Source organism: Rhodopirellula sp. JB055 (genome assembly GCF_043100905.1).
GTDB lineage: Bacteria > Planctomycetota > Planctomycetia > Pirellulales > Pirellulaceae > Rhodopirellula.
In genome coordinates this window covers 1-17940 of the sequence record NZ_JBICHO010000064.1, presented here as the reverse complement: position 1 = coordinate 17940, position 17940 = coordinate 1, and the positions used below count along the sequence as shown (strand labels likewise).

The window sequence follows — 17940 nt, the reverse complement described above, 5'->3', positions numbered from 1 at the left end:
ATCCCAGAATTGGCGAATCACCGAGACTCACTGCATTGGGCTCGTGACGCCACCGCAGAACCAGCGTATCACCGCGACGTTTTTCGCAGACCGATTGCTCGCCATGACTCCGTCCTCACAGGACGAATTCAGCTTGCAGCTTTGACTCTTGCCCCCAGTCGATAGAATGGCGCTGTGAACGCGGTTCACCGTCCATCGACCTCCGTAAAAAATTTTCGCAACGACTTTGCCGCGATCAACCGCTCTCGCCACGTCCCATAGGTTTCCGATTCACCGATGCCCAAAAACCGACTAGCAAAACTGAAAACCGCCGCACGGATTGTCCGAGAACTCTATCGCGATCACGACACGATTGGCAAGCGGTTGGAAGCGTTGCAGCGGGTCGCATGGGAACTCGTGCCGGGATACAGGCTCACATGGCCCGATTCCGATTGGTGCAAGGATTCTGATTTCAATCAGTACTTGGAATCCACCGGGCAGTTGAAAGGCATGAACACTCACAACCGAATGATGCTTGCGCAGCTCCTCCGACTATCGGACAACGTGCCAGGCGATACGGTGGAATGCGGGGTCTACAAAGGTGACTCATCTTGGTTGATCTGCGCCGCCAACCGGAGCAGTCCACTGAGCAAACAACACCATATGTTTGATTCTTTTGAGGGAATCTCACAGCCAGGATCCGAAGACGGACAACATTGGACCAGAGGCGACTTGAGTTTCGGCCTGAACGGGGTCCAAGAACGACTCAAAGAGTTTGAACAGACAGCTTACTACCCGGGTTGGATACCAGATCGATTCCAAGACATCCAAGACCTCACGTTTAGCTTCGTTCATATCGATGTCGATTTGCACGAACCCACCAAGGACAGCATTGAGTTCTTTTATGAGCGTCTGAATGATGGAGGGATTTTGCTGTGCGATGACTATGGCTCTGCTTTCTGCCCGGGCGCAACCAAGGCTTGTGACCAATTCCTGTCATCCAAACCCGAGTCGATGATCAGCTTGCCTGCCTCCGGTGGTTTCATGATAAAAGGTCAGCAGACCGGAAAAAACTTCTGGCAAACGTTGGCTTGAATGGAACAAGGCAAAGCCAACCATTCTGCGACGGAGCGTTGCAAGATGACCAACACACGATCGCCCATCCGAATCGGAATGGTCGCCTGGGGCGCACTTCCGTGCATCGTTGAGCAAACGAGGACCAAAGGAAAACACACCTTTGGCAAAACTTTTGGCGGCATGGAAACGGCCATGTGGACGTTGGCACGAGGGCTCGCCAAACAAAAGCACAATCACGTAACGTGCTTTGTTGCGGCGTCACAAAGCCGAAACGGCAATGCCCCATGGCCACATCAAGTTAGCGACGTTCACCTGCAGGTCTGTGTGGATCGGTTCCGAGCGATTCGACACGACGTTGGTGACAGCATCGACGTTCGCCAAAGACGGCTCAAACGTTTCTCTCCCAATCTGCTGTGGCAGATCCCGCTGCTCGGTTTGACTCGCCCGTTTCGATCTCGTGATCCAGGCGATTGCCAACCAGATCCAAACCTTGCTGGGCAATCCATGGATGCATGGATCACATTCGGGATCAACGGGGCGAGCTCGCGGGTCGTCGCAACTGCTCGGGCGACAGGAACCCCAAGTTTCGTCTGCATTCGCTCCAACTCAGGAGTCGAAGACAGACTGGCCTCCGCAGAAGAGTACCACAATGAGTGTGGCGAATCAGCCACGTCGCGTCGCTTTGCATTACTGGAAAGCGACCATGTGGTTGTGCAAAGCCAATGGCAACTGGATCGCCTCCGAGACGTGTTTCACCGCGATGGCTACCTCGCTCGCAATCCCATTGACCGCTTTCATTGGCGGCCACCCATCGACCCCCCGTCACCCGAATCGGTGAGCGAACCTTTCGACATCCTTTGGATAGGACGATTTGACGACTTCCACAAACGCCCTCGACTGATGCTGGAAATTGCAAAAACGCTTCCACATCGGACGATCAAGATGATCGCCAACCCATTTGATGCTGAACTCGAGGCTGATCTCCGTCGGAACGCCCCCACCAATGTGGAGTGGATCGACCGGGTCCCGTTTGCCCAAATGCCCGCCACGTTCCAAAGGGCAAAGGTCTTTGTATCAACAGGCAATCCTGAACACGAAGGTTTCCCGAATGTGCTGCTTCAGGCCGCCGCCTCCCACACCCCAATCGTCTCGATTTCTGATCACGATCAGTTCTTAGCGCGGTCGGGTGCAGGAATCTCCTGCAACGAGTCGATCGATGCGATGCCCCACGCCATTGAAAAGCTACTTGGGCGAGCAGGCGAAGCTGCGACGCAGATCGATTGGCCTCGCGTGGACGCCTACCTCGACGAACACCACCAAACGGAACGTGTGGCAGCCGATCTCAGCCGTTGGATCCACGCTTCCATTCAGGCGGCTGATCGAAAGCCGCCTGAGGCACCGTCACATCCTTGTTGAGCAAGCATGCGGAGTTTTATCAGCGAGCGAGCCATTTGCATTGGGCACGGTCCCCAGGCATCCTCGGGGCGAACAACCTACAGCTCCTGGAGCTTCCCAATTCATCCCTGCCGACTGGCTTAATACTCGACAAAGACGTGCTTGGGATTCACCGTCAGATACCATTGCTTCCAAGCATTCTCTGCCTTCCTCAGCTCAACCTCCGTCGGCTTGTCTGGCATCCCAAACCCTTCAAACTTCCGACTGATGAATCTCAGACCGTCGCGTGCATATCGACGCACAGAAAGATCGGGGTCGCTCAAGGCGAAAATCAAGGCTGGAACCACACGAACTTCGTCGCTCTTCCCAAGCAATCGAGCGGCCACTCGTCTCGCTTGAAATGACTGGCTGCCGCGAACCAACCGTTCGAGCCGGTCGAGTTGGGCACGACGTTCCTTCGGATCGTTGGAAAGCTGCATGTCTTCGGGCAATGACTTGCCTTCCAAAGCTTCATTGCCGTCGTCTTCCAGAGCCGATAGCAAGTCAACGACCGACGCCCCCACTGGCTCACCTTTGATTTGCGAACCCTCCCGGCGAATCTTGGTCGTGTCTTTTGGCAAACCTTGCCCGCCCGCCAGCACCCCAGAGCTCGCCTTCGCGATCGAACGTTTAGTACTTCGGATCAGAAACAAAACAGCGAAGGCAGTGTTCACTGAACTGGTGGTGTAAAAAGCGCCAGGCCAGCCACCTTCTTTCTGCTCGCCTTGCAAATAACGAACGCCACTGTTGTACCAAGCCGGGCTGGGATTGATCTGCGACTCCAGTGCCAGCTCTCGAAAACTTTCATAGCGTTCAAGAGTGTAGAGCTGGTAGTAAGGCCATTTGCTTGTCTTGATTCCAGGGTCCGGCGAATTGCTTTTCAAATAGTTGTCACAATCTCCAATTGCCTTGATGACAGGGTCTTTGGGCAACTTCGGCCTCTCCGCTTTGCGAAGCTTCTGACCAGGTTTGAATTCTTTCACTGCCTTCGGCAGACCAACCAAGGGGGACTCGTCTCCCGCCAAACTGTCGCCCCACATCCGCAAGATGTCGCTGCCAATCAAGAGGGCACTTCCGCCAGCCACTGCCATCGACGGCGTCACCCCCCCTTGGCTCACTCGCTTGTAGTGCCCAGGATCGTTCCCTTGGTAAGGCCACCCTCCACGCTGATCCTGTACCCGTAGCAACCAACTCACAGTCGCTGCCACACCCTTGTAATCGATCTCGATGCCAGCCCGGTCCAGTGTCCACAGGGCCAACATGGCATATTGGGTCTGCGAGACATCGCCCGTTTTTTCGCCCACATATCCATACGCGCCATTGGTGTACTGGGCATTGCGAAAATACTGGTCAATCCGCTTCAACTCGGATTTGTATTTATCCGCATCCACTTCCGCGAGAACGAGTGTCGCGGTCGAAACGGCGTACACGGATTTGCTGCTGTGCCCACCAGGGTCTTTTTCACCCAACTTGGAAACCAGCCGGAGTGCCGAAGCAACGCCTTGCTGCACCACCGGGTCCGTTGGGTCATGGTTGACCTTCATGGCAGCGTAACCAGTCAAAGCATGCTCACCGAACCCCCCGGCATGAACTGTCGTTAGAGCATAGTAAGTCCGTTCATTTCGCTTCGCGGCCATCATCTGAATGCCGCTATCGACCATCGCCTGGACTTCGGGATCATCCGGTGTGTACCCGAACGCGGCGTTCCCAAACGAACTTGCCAGCGCAACGCCGACGAAGGCCAGGCAAAACAACTTGCGTGTCACCCCAATCGAACTCGGACGAATCAATCGTCTTCGCATTTGGTCTACGGCGGGTACCATGAGGTTCCTTCGGACGGGTCAATCTCTGAGAAACAGCCAAAACAAGATCATTTTCTGCGTCGCAATATCCTAGCACGACATCGGATCGATTGAAAACAAAAGCAAACTCCCAACGCGTGATTCGATCATCCTGCCAGAGCGTCCAGACTCTTGGGGCGGGCTTCGTCCCCCCATTTCGCTCCCCAATCTCTCTACCGAATCACCGCTTCCCACGATGCACTGATCGAGCCCTCGTTCCAGCGGGGCTTTCTCGAAAGTCAGACGCGACCCGCTGCAGCCTCCTCCATTGCGAGCCAACGACGGGGAGAAACATGTCCTCATGACATCCAATGAACCGCCCCCTCAACGTTCCTGGCCACGCCGACTCCTGAATCGCTTGGAAGTCGACCGCGCCACTTTCTACGCCGTTGCCACCCGCTACTGGCAATTTCTTTCCGGGCCGATCACCCTTTGGCTGGTGGTCGAGTACTTCACACCGGAAATGCAGGGGTTCTACGTGACATTTTGGTCCGTTGTGGGTTTGCAAATGTTCTTTGAACTGGCGTTCCCGCAAACGATCGTCACGATGACCAGCCATCTTTGGAGCAAACTCGACCTCGATGAACAAAGACGATTGACCGGCGACGAAGATTCCATCTCGCGACTGACTCATCTGATGCGCATCTCCATCGCGGTGCAGGCAGGGCTCGCGATGTCCTTCGGATTGCTGGCTGGCGTGTTTGGACTCTGGTTTTTTGCCGACGACGTGGCTGCAGACGAATTGGTTTGGCGAGCCCCATGGTTAACACTGGTTGGCTTGTCATCCTGCGCCTTCGCGCTCATCCCCTTTCTAGCAGTACTGGAAGGATGCGACCAAGTCCGTGAGATCCACAAGCTCAACCTAGTCCGAGGCATTGCAGGCAGCGTCGCGGTTTGGATCGCCATTCCGCTGGGAGCCGCGCTTTGGATCCCTGCGTTGGCGACCGCGATTCGCCTGATCTGCGAACTCGGCTGGATGTTCGGCAGATACCCGAGATTCTCCGCGACATTTGCTCGCCGCCCCACCGGATCTTTGATCGCTTGGCGAAAAGAGATTTGGCCCTTTCAATCCAAACTCATGCTGAAAGGCTTGTTCAATTTCTTCAATGCTGATGTCATGCTGCCGGTGTTGTTCCGATACCAAGACTCAGTCGTTGCGGGGCAATTCGGATTGACTTGGAACATTTTACAATCGATGCGAATGGCCTGTTCCTCCTGGGTGCGAACGCGCGTTCCTCGGTTTGGCGTCTTGATCGCGGAGCGAAACTACGAAGAACTTGATCGGATTTATTTCCGAGTTGGAAAGATCGCAGCTAGTTTGCTGGCTCTGCTTGGCTGCGTGTTTGTATTGGGTGTAGCTGGATTAGATTATTTCGATTTCCGCTACGCACATCGTTTCCTTCCCGTACTTCCGACAACAATGCTCATCATTGGATTGTGGACGGCATTGGTATTTGAGTTCCAGTGGCTCTACCTCCATGCACACGGCAAATCACCGTATCTGACTCTGAGCTTGATCGCGTGTTGTATCAGCGGTTTGCTTATCTGGTGGGCTGGGTTCCACTATGGTGCGATGGGTGTAAGTCTCGCATTTCTATTCATGCAGGGGGTCGTCTACCTTCCGCTTTCCACTTGGGGTTGGATCCATCTCCGGCGGGACTGGCATGACCTCGAACCCGATCGCTCCCAGCCGTAGCGAATGTCACCCCAACCCAGTCCTCCTGACGACGCTCGCTTGCATTGGCAACAATTGCTGTGGGCAACCTTCGTCGGAACCGCCGTGCTGGTGACGACATGCGGGCACCGGTTGGCAAGTCCGGTTGAGTCGGGCCTTTCCATCGCTGCGTGGCGAGTCTTTCAAGCATTTGTCCCGGTCGCGATCTTGCTGCATCTCGGTCGTTGGAAGCTATCTGGCCATCGATGGATCTTGGCGGCGATGACTTTGTGGTGGATGTGGGTCCTGGCTGACCTGCTGATCTTTCATTGGATTGGCATCCGCTTGGTGTCCGCCGACGCATGGAACCTGTTCTCCACGCGAGTGCCGAGCCTGGTGCCCTATCTCACCCTTGAAATGACGCTTCGATGGACATTCGCAATCGCGGCATTGCTTGCAATGGGTTGGGCCTGTCTCCGGGGAGTGCAACTCCTCGCTCAAGCACTCGAGTCTCGGCCTCGCCACATGAGCGTCCGTGCAGCAACCTACGCGTGGACGCTTGGAGTCCTGGCAACCGCGGTGCCAGGATTGGCCACTTGGCCTTCAACTCAACACAACATGGCAACCATGCCGTCACGTCATGCCTTCGGAGTCACCGGATGGTTCGATGACTTGACTCTCAACGCAGAAACAAAAGTACCTGACATTGATCCAGTTCCACAGTTCAGCTCGGCGGACGTCGCGCGGCGAACCCAGGGCTTTCGTTTCAACGTGGTTCAGGAAACCAAACCGACGGCCCCCGACATTCTTCTCGTCGTGATTGAATCGCTGCGTTCCGAACTGATCCATCCGTCGGTGATGCCCAATGTTCATCATCAAGCCATGCGAGGGCTTTGGATGCGCCGTCATCATTCCGGTGGCAACGCGAGTTCTCTTGGGTTGTTCTCATTGGTCAGTGGCCTGGATGCGATTTGGTTCTATCTCGCAGACGTTCGCTTCTCTCCCGCGATGAATCGCCTGTTCAGACAGGCGGGTTACGAACTCGGATTATTCGCGGGAGCAGATGACTGGGATGCCTTTCAAATGGAGGCGTTCATTCATGCAGACGCCTATGACACCTTCGAAATCAAGCCGCGAAACGGACTCGCTTCGGATCAACATGCCATCAATTCCGCCCACAAGTATTTATCTCGCACAGACTTACCAGATGGCGAGCAACGTTCACCCCGACTCGCGGTCCTGTATCTCTACGCCACGCACGCACCGTTCCTGGTTGCCCCTGAGCACGTGCGAGATCTCCCTTCGGCTGGCGAGGATTACCCTTTGCCGTTTGGCCCCGATTCGAGAAAAGCAATTTGGAATCGCTACCGAAACTCAGCGAGAACATTGGATGCAATGATCGCTCCATTGCTGACAGATCCCAATCGACTGGTCGCAATGGTGGGCGATCACGGGGAAGCGTTTCTCGAAGACGGAACCATTGGACACGGAACTCGTCTTTCCGCGACGCAAGCAAGAACTCCCGCCATCCTCTTCGGTCCTGAGGTTGCCCACCGAAAGATTGACACCAACACCAGTCACGCGGACCTGCTTCCCACGTTGCTCTCCCTTGCCGGAATTCAAGTCAGCGATCCCGATTCCTTTGATGGCATTGATCTATCTGCGGACTCTCCAAAGCCTCGCGTCCTGGCCATTGCCGACTACTTGCGGCCACAAGCACTGCTGATCTCTCCCGCGACGGTTGATTCAAAAGTCTTCGGCGTGCAGTGCGAACTGACTCTCCGACCTCCTGAGATTCAAATTCGTGGCCCCAGGGACGCACGCGGCAATTCCCTTGACCCACCCGCAGGATTTCAATCTTCACAGGTCGTGCAGGAATACCTCCGCTGGGCGTTTGGCGCTCCAAGGCACCAAACCGCCAATTGAATCAAGCATGTTTCGCCAACCAACTCAAACTGGCATATCTTCCCTGCCTCACCCAGGCCGCTTATCTTCTCCATTCGTCGTGTGATGTCACACACAGCTTGCAGGCCTCCCCAGAAAAGCAGTGACGATGAGATTCCCCAGTCGCAAACCGCGGACAGATTCCAGATCATCCCTTGGTACGCACCGAGGCCGGCGTCGATTGTTGCTGGAATCCCTCGAGTATCGGCGGTTGTTGGCTGTCGCGTCGGATTTGGCCACGATTCAGGGACAGGTCACGGACAGCTTCATCGGGGGTGACTTTGAAGACGTTGCGTTGGACTTGTTCCGCGACGATGGCGACGGTGTGTTCGAGCCAGACACCGACGACGTGGAAGTCAACATGGCCATGGCGGATCCCAGCGGCAACTACCAGTTCACTGGCGTCACCGCGGGTTCTTACTTCGTTTTCCAGCCAGCTCAAACCGTCAACGGTCGCACGCTGCAGCAACAGATCTCGCCGTTGATCACCGTCACCTCGACCCAGGTCGCCGGGCAGTCCTTCCAAACAATCGACTCGTTCCAAACCACTCAAAGCGTCGAAGACACGATCACCGATGGGACCCCGGTGACGTCCACGCAAGCCGCCGCCGAAGCCATCGGCGGTTCGCGAGATTTGATCGTCGACAAAACTCAAGGCGGCACCGGCGACATTGGCACGGTTGCGATTGGCGTCAACCAAGCCGTCTCGCCCAACTTACTCAGCTTCGACGCCAACGGGTTCGCCGACGGAAGCCGCTCGGTCATCTGGGACGGTGCCGGCGATGACGCTGCAACCGTTGACGACGATGGCTTGGGAGCGATCGATCTGACCAGCGGTGGTTCCGCGACTGGTCTGCGATTTGTCATTGGATCAGTGACCAGCGGAACGGCAGTGATCCGGCTGTACAGCGACGACGGAATCGAGGGCAGCCAAACTCTGGTCAGCCAAGCCACGCTGACCATTCCCGCTCTGCCAACGCAGCCCACCTCGGTGGAATACATCCCCTTCAGCGACTTCCAAGCAGTCAACGGAAGTGGCGCGGACCTGACTCAAATCGGTGCGATTGAACTCGAAGTCAGCGGCGGGCCCGACTACGACGCGATCGCCGATTTGCTCGGCACCGTTGGTCCCACCATTATCGTCCAGAACATCGACAACGCTGGTGAAGCGGACTTGGAATTGACCAAGACGCTGATCACCACGGAACCAACGTTGAACGAGAACGTGGTGTTCGATGTCGTGGTCACCAACAACGGGCCTGATCCAGCAACCGGCATTGTCGTGACCGACCGAATTCCAACGGGAATCATCAACACGACCGGAACAACTTCCACGGGTACCTTCACCCCCGGCACGGGACTTTGGACCATCCCAAATCTCGCCGTCGGCGCGACGGCAACCCTGCGACTGACCGGGCAACTGGACAACTTGGATCCACAAACCAACGTCGCGGAAATCACGGCGGCGGAGCAACTCGACGCGGACAGTCCTCGCGACAACAACGTGCTGGCCGACGACGATCAAGACGCCGCGACCGTGACCGCAACGCGAGTTGATTTGCAATTGTCCAAAGCGGTTTCCGACAGCCAACCCAACGTCGGAGATGAAATCACGTTCACACTGACGCTGCAAAACTCATCCCTCGACACCGCGACCGACGCGACGCTCAGCACCGCGACGGGGATTGTGGTGGAAGACCGCTTGCCCGCTGGATTGACGCTGATTGGCAACACGCCCAGCGCCGGCACTTCGTTCAACACATCAACGAACCGTTGGTCGATCCCGTCGCTCGACGTCGGCGGACTGGCAACACTGGAACTGGTCGCTCGCGTTGACGAAGCCGGTGACTTCACCAATGTGGCGGAAGTCTTGGCGGTCGCCCAGACAGATCGCGACAGCACACCCAATAACGACTTGATCGATGAAGACGACCAAGACGAAGTCCTCATTCAAACACCGGTCGCCGACCTTTCGCTGACGAAAACGGTTTCCAACGAATCGCCCACGGTCGGCGAGAACGTGACCTTCACAATCACAGTCGACAACGAAGGGCCCAATAACGCGACGGGCGTTCAAGTCCAAGATCGTCTGCCAGCCGGATTGACTTACGTCAGCGATGTGACCTCCTCCGGAACTTACGATTCAGACACGGGACTTTGGACCGTCGGCGATGTGACCGCTCCCAACCCAGGCAACCCGATCCCGGCGATGCCAACCCTGCAGATCGTCGCACGTGTCGACAGCCTTGGGATCAAAACCAACTCGGCCACCATCACCGCGTCGGACCAAAGCGACCCGGACAGCACACCCGGTGCGGGTGCTTCCACCGAAGACGACACCGACTCCGCGACTTTGACACCGAACGCGATCGATTTGCAACTGACCAAAACGGTCACACCAGCACGCCCCGAACCCGGCGACTCGATCACCTACACGATCACATTGTCCAACGCCGAGACCAGCGCAGCGATTCCCATCACGACGGCGACCAACATCCAAGTCACCGACCTGCTGCCTGCCGGGTTGATCCTTCAGGACGCCCAAGTCACCGACGGAACTCATGTCGACGCCACGGGGACATGGACGGTCGATTCGCTGGCGGCAGGAGCGAGCGAAACGCTGACGCTGACCGCGATTTTAGATCCCGGCCGCAGCGATCTGTTCGCTTCCATCACCAACACCGCCGAGATCACTCAGGCCGCACAGTTCGATCCCGACAGCACGCCTGATAACCAAGACGCGAGCGAAGACGACCAAGCGTCCAGCGTCATCACACCCGCGCAAGCCGATTTGTCGCTCACCAAAACCGTTGACGACACCGATGCCGACGTCGGCGAAAATGTGACCTTCACGATCACAGCTCGGCACGACAGCGGAGATCCATCAGGACAGTTCATCGTCCTGGACTCATTGCCCGCCGGACTGCAATTCGTCGAGGCCACTGCCTCGATTGGCACGTACGATGAAACCACTGGCCGCTGGACCGTCCCGGAACTGGACGCTGATTCCGGCACCGCCGCCCCCTCGTTCGCAACGCTCGAAATCGTCGCAACAACCCTTTCACGAGGCACACTGACCAACTCCGCCGAAATCATCCAAGCCACGCTTCCCGATCCCGACAGCACGCCGGGCAACGGATTGATCGACGAAGACGACCAAGCGGACGCCAGCGTGCAAGCTGAACAAATCGATCTGGAACTGTTCAAAACCGTCGACAATCCCACGCCCCGATTGGGCGAAACGATCCAGTACGAAATCGTCGTCCGCAACGAAGGCCTAGACACCGCAACGGGAGTCATCGTCGAAGAGAACTTGCCCGCGGGGCTGACCTTCATCGACGCCACACCGACAACCGGCAGCTTCAATTCGTCCAGCGGTCGCTGGACAGTCGGCGAGTTGGCTCCCTCCGGCACCGCGACGTTGGTCATCAACGCCAGCGTCAACAACAACGTGACCGCCGACGCACCGGCGATCACCAACCGCACCGAAGTCATCGCGGCCGGACAAGTCGATTCAGACAGCACGCCGGATAACAACGAACCGACCGAAGACGATCAAGCCAGCGTGACCGCTCGCGTCGAGTTCATCGATTTGTCGTTGGAAAAGACCGTCGACAACCCGGCTCCCAACGTCGGTGATCGCGTCGCTTTCACAATCACATTGACCAACGATGGCGAGACCGCGACCACGCGAGACACGGCGACCAACATCGTCGTCCGCGACTTGCTACCCGCTGGCATGACCTACGAATCGAACTCGCTCAGCGACGGTGCCTATGATTCCGACACGGGCGAATGGACCATCGATTCCTTGGCCGATGATGCCACCGTGACGTTGACCCTGTTCGCAATCGTGGACCAAGTCGGCACGCAAACCAACACCGCTGAGGTCGCTTCCGTCGATCAAGACGACATCGACTCGGCGCCTGACAACAACGTCGCGGCAGAAGATGACCAAGCCAGCGCGAGCATCACCACGCCGGTCATTGATCTCTCGCTCACACAAACCGCTTCCCCTCAACGCCCTGCCATCAACGGCGAAGTCACCTTCACGCTGACGCTTCGCAACGACGGTCCCGACGACGCGACCGGAGTCATCGTTCGTGACTCGCTGCCTGATGGATACACCTTCACATCCTCCTCGCCCGCCGGTGCGTTCAATTCCGCAAACGGACTTTGGACCGTCGGTGATTTGGCGTCTGGTGAAGAAACCACGCTGGAATTGACAGGCACAATCGGCGATGTCGAAACGCTGGAAAACCGTGCCGAAGTGATCGCGGCTGACCAAGCGGACCAAGACAGTGTCCCTGACAGTGGACTGGATGACGGCGAAGACGACACCGCCTCGGCAATCGTCACGCTCGCTAGCGCCGACCTTTCACTGACCAAGACCGTCGACAACGCCTCGCCCAACTTTGGCGATTCGGTCACCTTCACGATCAATGTTCGCAACAGCGGTCCTGATCCAGCCACCGGAATTCGCGTCCGAGACTTTTTGCCCGCCGGAATGGACCTCACTGATCAAACCGCATCCGATGGCACCTACTCGCCCGTCACCGAAATTTGGATGATCGACGAACTGGAATCAGGGGAGACCGCGACACTGACTTTGACCGCGAATGTAAACTCCGAATCGTTGCAAACCAACGTGGCGGAGATCATGGCCAGCGACCAACGCGACCCCGACAGCACGCCGGGAAATGGCGATACCGACCCAGCCGAAGACGACCGAGCCTCGGTGGACGTCCAAGCACAATTGATCGATTTGGCTCTCAGCAAAACCGTTGACGGCACCCGTTTTGACTTGGACGATCCCGTCGAATTTGAATTGACCGTTGCCAACACAGGCCCAACGACCGCCACCAATGTCGAGATCGCTGACTCGCTGCCCGCCGGGCTGATCTTTGTCTCGTCATCGACCGACGACGGAGGCTACAACCCACAGTCGGGCACTTGGTCGATCCCGAGCATCCCCAGCAACGAGTCGGTCACACTGACACTGAACGCGTCGGTCAATCGAGACGCGATCACCGACGATATCCTTCGTGACGGCATCACCAACTTCGCGGAAGTCATCTCCGCCGATCAACCTGACCGCAACAGCGTGTTTGGAAACGGTGACGTCAACGAAGACGATGCTGACTCGGCGATCCTGATGGTCGCCCGTGCTGATCTTTCGTTGACAAAGTCCGTCGACCTTTCCAATCCCAATCGCGGCGACGCGATTCAATACTTGGTGACCATCACGAACGCGAACAACGATCCCGCGACCAACGTGGTGATTCGTGACATCTTGCCGAGTTCATTGAACTTCCAAGATGCCACGCCAACTCAAGGCACCTTCGACGCACTAACAGGACTTTGGACACTCACACGATTGGAACCCAACCAATCCGCAACACTGCAAATCAACGCCATCGTTGAACAGTCCGGTTCGGTGACCAACGTCGCCGAGATCATCCAGTCCGATCAAATCGACCCCGACAGCACGCCGGGCAACGCCGATGGTGATGAAGACGACCTGGCGTCCGTCGAAGTCACTCCTCAAGTCGTCGACGTCAGCGTCACCGCGGCGGTGGACAACTTGGAACCCGAGGTCGACGACATCATCACGATCACCTTGACGGCGGCCAATGCCGACGGCGTTTCCGATGCGACCGGCGTTGTGATTGAAACGTTGCTGCCCGATGGATTGACGCTGGTTCCACCGGCTTCACCGCAGCAAGGATCTTATGACCCCGCGACGGGTCAGTGGAACATCGGCCCCTTGGCGTCCGGTGCAAGCGTTCAATTGGTTCTGACCGCACGCGTCGACACTCGCGGGTTGAAAACATTGAACGCCGAAGTCACGCAAACCGATCAGTTCGATGTCGACAGTGTGCCCGGCAATGGGGATCCAGACGAAGACGACCAAGTCGCACTTGAGATCCGAGCCCCACGTGTCCTATCCAAGCGGTTGTTTTTGTCTCGCTGAGGCGATGCCACATCCGCTGCACGATGAACACCCGCCCCCGCATCCACCAGCGTCGGCGGTGCCGCATCCCGGGCCACATCCGGTCTGCATCAAATCACTCAGCTCGATGCTCTTGACTTCGGCTTCGTAGCGGCGAACGATCTCATCGGTCAGCTCGCGGCCAAGAGCATCCGGTTCCCCTAAAAAGTGCAGCACCAGCGTCCCGCCGTCGAACAATTGATCGACGTCCAACAACACCGCTGACGATTCGCTCTCCGCCAAAATCGATTGGCATTCACGAACCGCGCGAACCTTGTGCCGTTGCAAACGCTCGATCAGAAGATCATCGTTGTGGGTCGTCGGCCGGAGAATCTCCAGTGTGGTTGGCGTATCGCCATCCTCACAAACAGATAGCGTTTCGGCCAATTCGACCCCGCGAGGCGTCCGCACCAACACACGTCGACCACGTTCAATCCGTCGCCGAGCGCGAGCCAGATAGATTTCCCCCGCGAAGCCGATTCGAACATGGTGCGTTATCATGACGTTCAGTCTAGCCGTCTGACACGACGTCGTCGTCCCCAACTTGCCCGCCACTCACCCCGCCCGCAGGAAGCCCTTTGAGTCACCGCCGCATCCTTCACGCCGCCGACATTCATCTGGACAGCCCCCTGCAGAAACTCGACGCCTACGAAGACGCTCCCGTCGACGAAATTCGCGAGGCATCGCGGCGCGCCCTCGAAAACATGACCGACTTGGCGATCGAAGAACAAGTCGACTTGGTTGTCATCGCAGGCGACCTCTACGACGGGGATTGGCCCGACCAAAACACGGGTCTGTTCTTTGTCAAACAAGCCACCCGCTTGGTCAACCATAAAATTCACGTCGCCGTCATCCGAGGCAATCATGACGCCGCCAACAAGATGACGTCGAACCTGCCGCTGCCAAAGAACCCGGATGGTTCCGACATTCTGCTGAGCGAAAAGAAGGTCGACCAACGAGTTCTCGAAGACCTCGGCGTTGTCATCCACGGTCGGTCGTATGCCAAACGAGCCGAAACGGGTGACATGGCCGCCGAGTACCCCGCACCGACCGGCGGCATGTTCAACCTCGGCATCCTGCACACGGGTTTGTCAGGTTTGGACGGGCACGACCCGTACGCTCCCTGTTCCCCGCAACAACTCGCTGACAAAGGCTATGACTACTGGGCCCTCGGCCACATTCACTTGCGCGGCGAACATCAAATCGAAGGTACCGCCCCGGTTGTCTTCAGCGGCAACATCCAAGGCCGACACATTCGCGAATCAGGACCAAAAGGCTGCATCATCGTCGACGTCGACTCTCGCAACCAAACCCAGCGCCAGTTCGTCCCACTCGATGTCGTCCGATTCGAAACATTCGACGCCAACGCAAGCGAATGGTCGCACACCGATGAATTGATGGACGCCTACGAAGACTGGATGAACGACCAACTTCAACTGGCAGAGGACCGGTTGCTGGTCACGCGAGTCATCTTGTCCGGCGAATCACCGCTGCATCACCAATGGATGCGGGAACAATCCAATTTGGAAGCGTCGCTGCGAGCCACTTCCGTCACCCACGGCCACGGACAGGTTTGGTTGGAACGACTGAAGGTCAAAACCTCAGCAGAAGTCGATCGTTCACCAACCGAACAACATGATGCAAACCAAGAGGGCCCACTGCAAAGCATCCTTTCCGTGGTTGAAGAACTCAAAACCAGTGGAGGCGACTCGGAATGGATGGCAAACGAACTCTCGCCGCTGCTGAAAAAACTGCCAACCGAATTCAGCGGAGACCAAGCCCCCATTCGCTTGGACAACGCTGAAGAACGCCACGAATGGATCGAAGCAGCAACCACAGAATTGCTGGCCCGACTGCAAGGAGGCAAACGATGATCATCGAACGCTTGGACCTGATCGCCTTTGGTCACATCACCGACCGCAGCCTGGATCTGTCAGCCGGCCCAAACCGATTCCACCTCATCGTCGGCCCCAACGAATCCGGTAAATCGACCAGCCTACGAGCCATCTCGTCTTGGCTGTTTGGCATGAAGAAGCATGTCAAAGACCATGAGTTCCTGCACCCCGCCAACAAACTGCGAGTTGGCGGACGTCTGGTCAAAAACCCGGACGATCGGGACTCTGAGAACATCTTGGATTGCATCCGACGTCGAGGCGTGAAGGGTAGCCTTCGCGGAGCGGACGACAAAAAGCAAATCGAAGAAACTGAACTTCAGCAGATGCTTGGTGGAATCGATGAGGTCACGTTCGGCTCGCAATTCGGTTTGTCCTACGAAGAACTGCATCGTGGCGGAGAACAGATCCTTCGCGGCGAGGGCGAACTCGGAGAAATCCTTTTCTCGGCAGGGGCCGGCATCGGACAGTTCCGCGACATCCTGGATCAGTTGGGAACAGAAACCACTGAACGGTTCAAATCCTCCGGCAAAAACCCGCTGATCAACACCCTGTTGCGACAACTCGAGGAAATGCGCCGCCAATTGCGAGACGCACAAGTCCCCCCAGCCGAATTCGCGGACCTGCAAAAGCAGTTGGCAGAAAAGAAAACGCAGATTGAAAAATGGCGAACCGATTCCCAATTGCTCGTCCAAAAAATGGGCCAATTGCAATCAGCAGAACAAGCCCTGCCGCTGATCCCGCGATGGAAAGCCGCCACCCAAGAATTGGCCAGCGTGCAGGACGCCCCCACACTCTCCGAAGATTTCTCTGAGCGGCGACGGAAATGGGAACAAGACCAAAAAGCCACCACCCTGCACTTGGAAACCCTGCAAAAACAACATGATGAGCTCACGCTGCAATTGAAACAAATCGGACATGATGATTCGATTGAGATTTTCGAGAGCGAAATCCTTGCGCTGTATCGCGACCTCCCAGGACGTGAAAAAGCCGAAGCGGAAAAGGAAACACTGCAACAATCGTTGGCCGCTCTTGAACGAGAGATGCGAACGCAACTCCGTGACCTCGCCTTGGAAGAAACATCGAAGTCAACTGAAAACCACACGCACTCTGACGATCAGGATCCGCTGGCGAAACAAGTCGACTCGCTGCAAATCGGTGAATCGCAACGAGCCAAGATCCAACGTTTGGCTGGCGAATACGAAAAGTTGGTCCAGCAACGTGACGACGCCTCGGACGACCTCGACCAAGCCAAACGCGAACTGACGATGGCCGAGGAAGCGTTGGCAGAATCCAACGTGCCAACACAGTTCCAATTGCTCGACCGCACACTCGAAGAAATGGGTGGACCGGAACGTTGGATTGAGTCGGCGAGACGGGAACAAACTCAGGTGGACAAACTCACCCGTGAATGCCAAACGATCCATCGCCGATTGAAGCTGGATTCAACCAGCGACGATGCCGCAATCGCGTCGGCCGTCGAACTCTCACCGCCAACGCCGCCACAACTGACCGAACTGACGCAAGCCCTCGATCGGGCTGGCAAAGAAGTCATGCTGTGCCAACAGCGAGCCAAGGAACGGCAGCAAGCTCTCGCCACCGCGGAAGAAAAGCTTGCCTCACTGAAGGCAGACACAGGAGACCTCCCAACACCCGACGACCTTCGCGACGCTCGCCAGCATCGCGACCAGATTCTCGCGGCCATGCAGCAAAACGCGGGCGAGTATTCCATCGACCAATGGTCCGCCAAACTCGCCGCCATCGAACTCGCCATCCACCGCGTTGATTCGATGGCGGATATCTTCCATTCACAACACGAATCGATCTATCGACGCCAAACTGCCCAAAACAATCTGGATCAACTTCAGCGTCAGGCAACCGAGCACGAATCGGCACTCGCAGATGCTCAAGCCGCTCTAACGCAGGCCCAAGAACACTGGCAATCCATTTGGCGAGACGCCGGAATCCCCGCTGGCAATCCCGATACGATGCGAACCTGGATGTCCGATCATCAAAAACTGATCGACCAATTCGCAGACCTGCAAACCACGATCACCCAGCGTGACCAAGCTCATGCTCAACTTCGACAAGCCATCTCGCGACTGCAACAGGCGCTCGAACTTCCCG

General features: G+C 56.9%; 9 protein-coding genes. 7 read left to right on the top strand and 2 right to left on the bottom strand.

Annotated elements, in window-relative coordinates:
• The first annotated feature begins 276 nt into the window (after positions 1 to 276).
• The gene (locus ACF8AM_RS02535; RefSeq protein WP_392554127.1) at positions 277 to 1074 is read left to right on the top strand and encodes a TylF/MycF/NovP-related O-methyltransferase; all 798 of its coding nucleotides are present in this window, start codon (positions 277 to 279) and stop codon (positions 1072 to 1074) included.
• A 45-nt stretch (positions 1075 to 1119) separates the two neighbouring features.
• Positions 1120 to 2472, top strand: a complete 1353-nt coding sequence (locus ACF8AM_RS02530; protein ID WP_392554126.1) for a glycosyltransferase family 4 protein — start codon at positions 1120 to 1122, stop codon at positions 2470 to 2472.
• Positions 2473 to 2591: 119 nt separating this feature from the next.
• Here ACF8AM_RS02530 and ACF8AM_RS02525 read toward each other — a convergent pair whose 3' ends face one another.
• Positions 2592 to 4313: a hypothetical protein gene (locus ACF8AM_RS02525; RefSeq protein WP_392554125.1), complete on the bottom strand. Its 1722-nt coding sequence runs from the start codon at positions 4311 to 4313 to the stop codon at positions 2592 to 2594.
• A gap of 319 nt (positions 4314 to 4632) precedes the next feature.
• Between ACF8AM_RS02525 and ACF8AM_RS02520 the strand changes: the two genes are divergently transcribed.
• The 3 genes from ACF8AM_RS02520 (at position 4633) to ACF8AM_RS02510 (ending at position 13903) form a co-directional block, all read left to right on the top strand.
• On the top strand, positions 4633 to 6027 hold the full coding sequence (locus ACF8AM_RS02520) for a lipopolysaccharide biosynthesis protein (protein ID WP_392554124.1): 1395 nt from the start codon (positions 4633 to 4635) through the stop codon (positions 6025 to 6027).
• A 3-nt stretch (positions 6028 to 6030) separates the two neighbouring features.
• Positions 6031 to 7911: a sulfatase-like hydrolase/transferase gene (locus ACF8AM_RS02515; RefSeq protein WP_392554123.1), complete on the top strand. Its 1881-nt coding sequence runs from the start codon at positions 6031 to 6033 to the stop codon at positions 7909 to 7911.
• 199 nt (positions 7912 to 8110) lie between these two features.
• The gene (locus ACF8AM_RS02510) at positions 8111 to 13903 is read left to right on the top strand and encodes a DUF11 domain-containing protein (protein WP_392554122.1); all 5793 of its coding nucleotides are present in this window, start codon (positions 8111 to 8113) and stop codon (positions 13901 to 13903) included.
• Here the strand turns inward: ACF8AM_RS02510 and ACF8AM_RS02505 are convergent.
• A complete protein-coding gene (locus tag ACF8AM_RS02505; protein ID WP_392554121.1) occupies positions 13874 to 14422 on the bottom strand; it encodes a hypothetical protein in 549 nt (182 codons plus the stop codon). The two genes, ACF8AM_RS02510 and ACF8AM_RS02505, sit on opposite strands and share 30 nt — an antisense overlap.
• A 77-nt stretch (positions 14423 to 14499) precedes the next feature.
• On the opposite strand from ACF8AM_RS02505, the gene ACF8AM_RS02500 reads away from it, so the two are divergent.
• Positions 14500 to 15795, top strand: a complete 1296-nt coding sequence (locus ACF8AM_RS02500; protein ID WP_392554120.1) for an exonuclease SbcCD subunit D — start codon at positions 14500 to 14502, stop codon at positions 15793 to 15795.
• On the top strand, positions 15792 to 17940 hold a 2149-nt coding region (locus tag ACF8AM_RS02495; protein WP_392554119.1), incomplete at its 3' end, for an AAA family ATPase. The genes ACF8AM_RS02500 and ACF8AM_RS02495, both read left to right, overlap by 4 nt.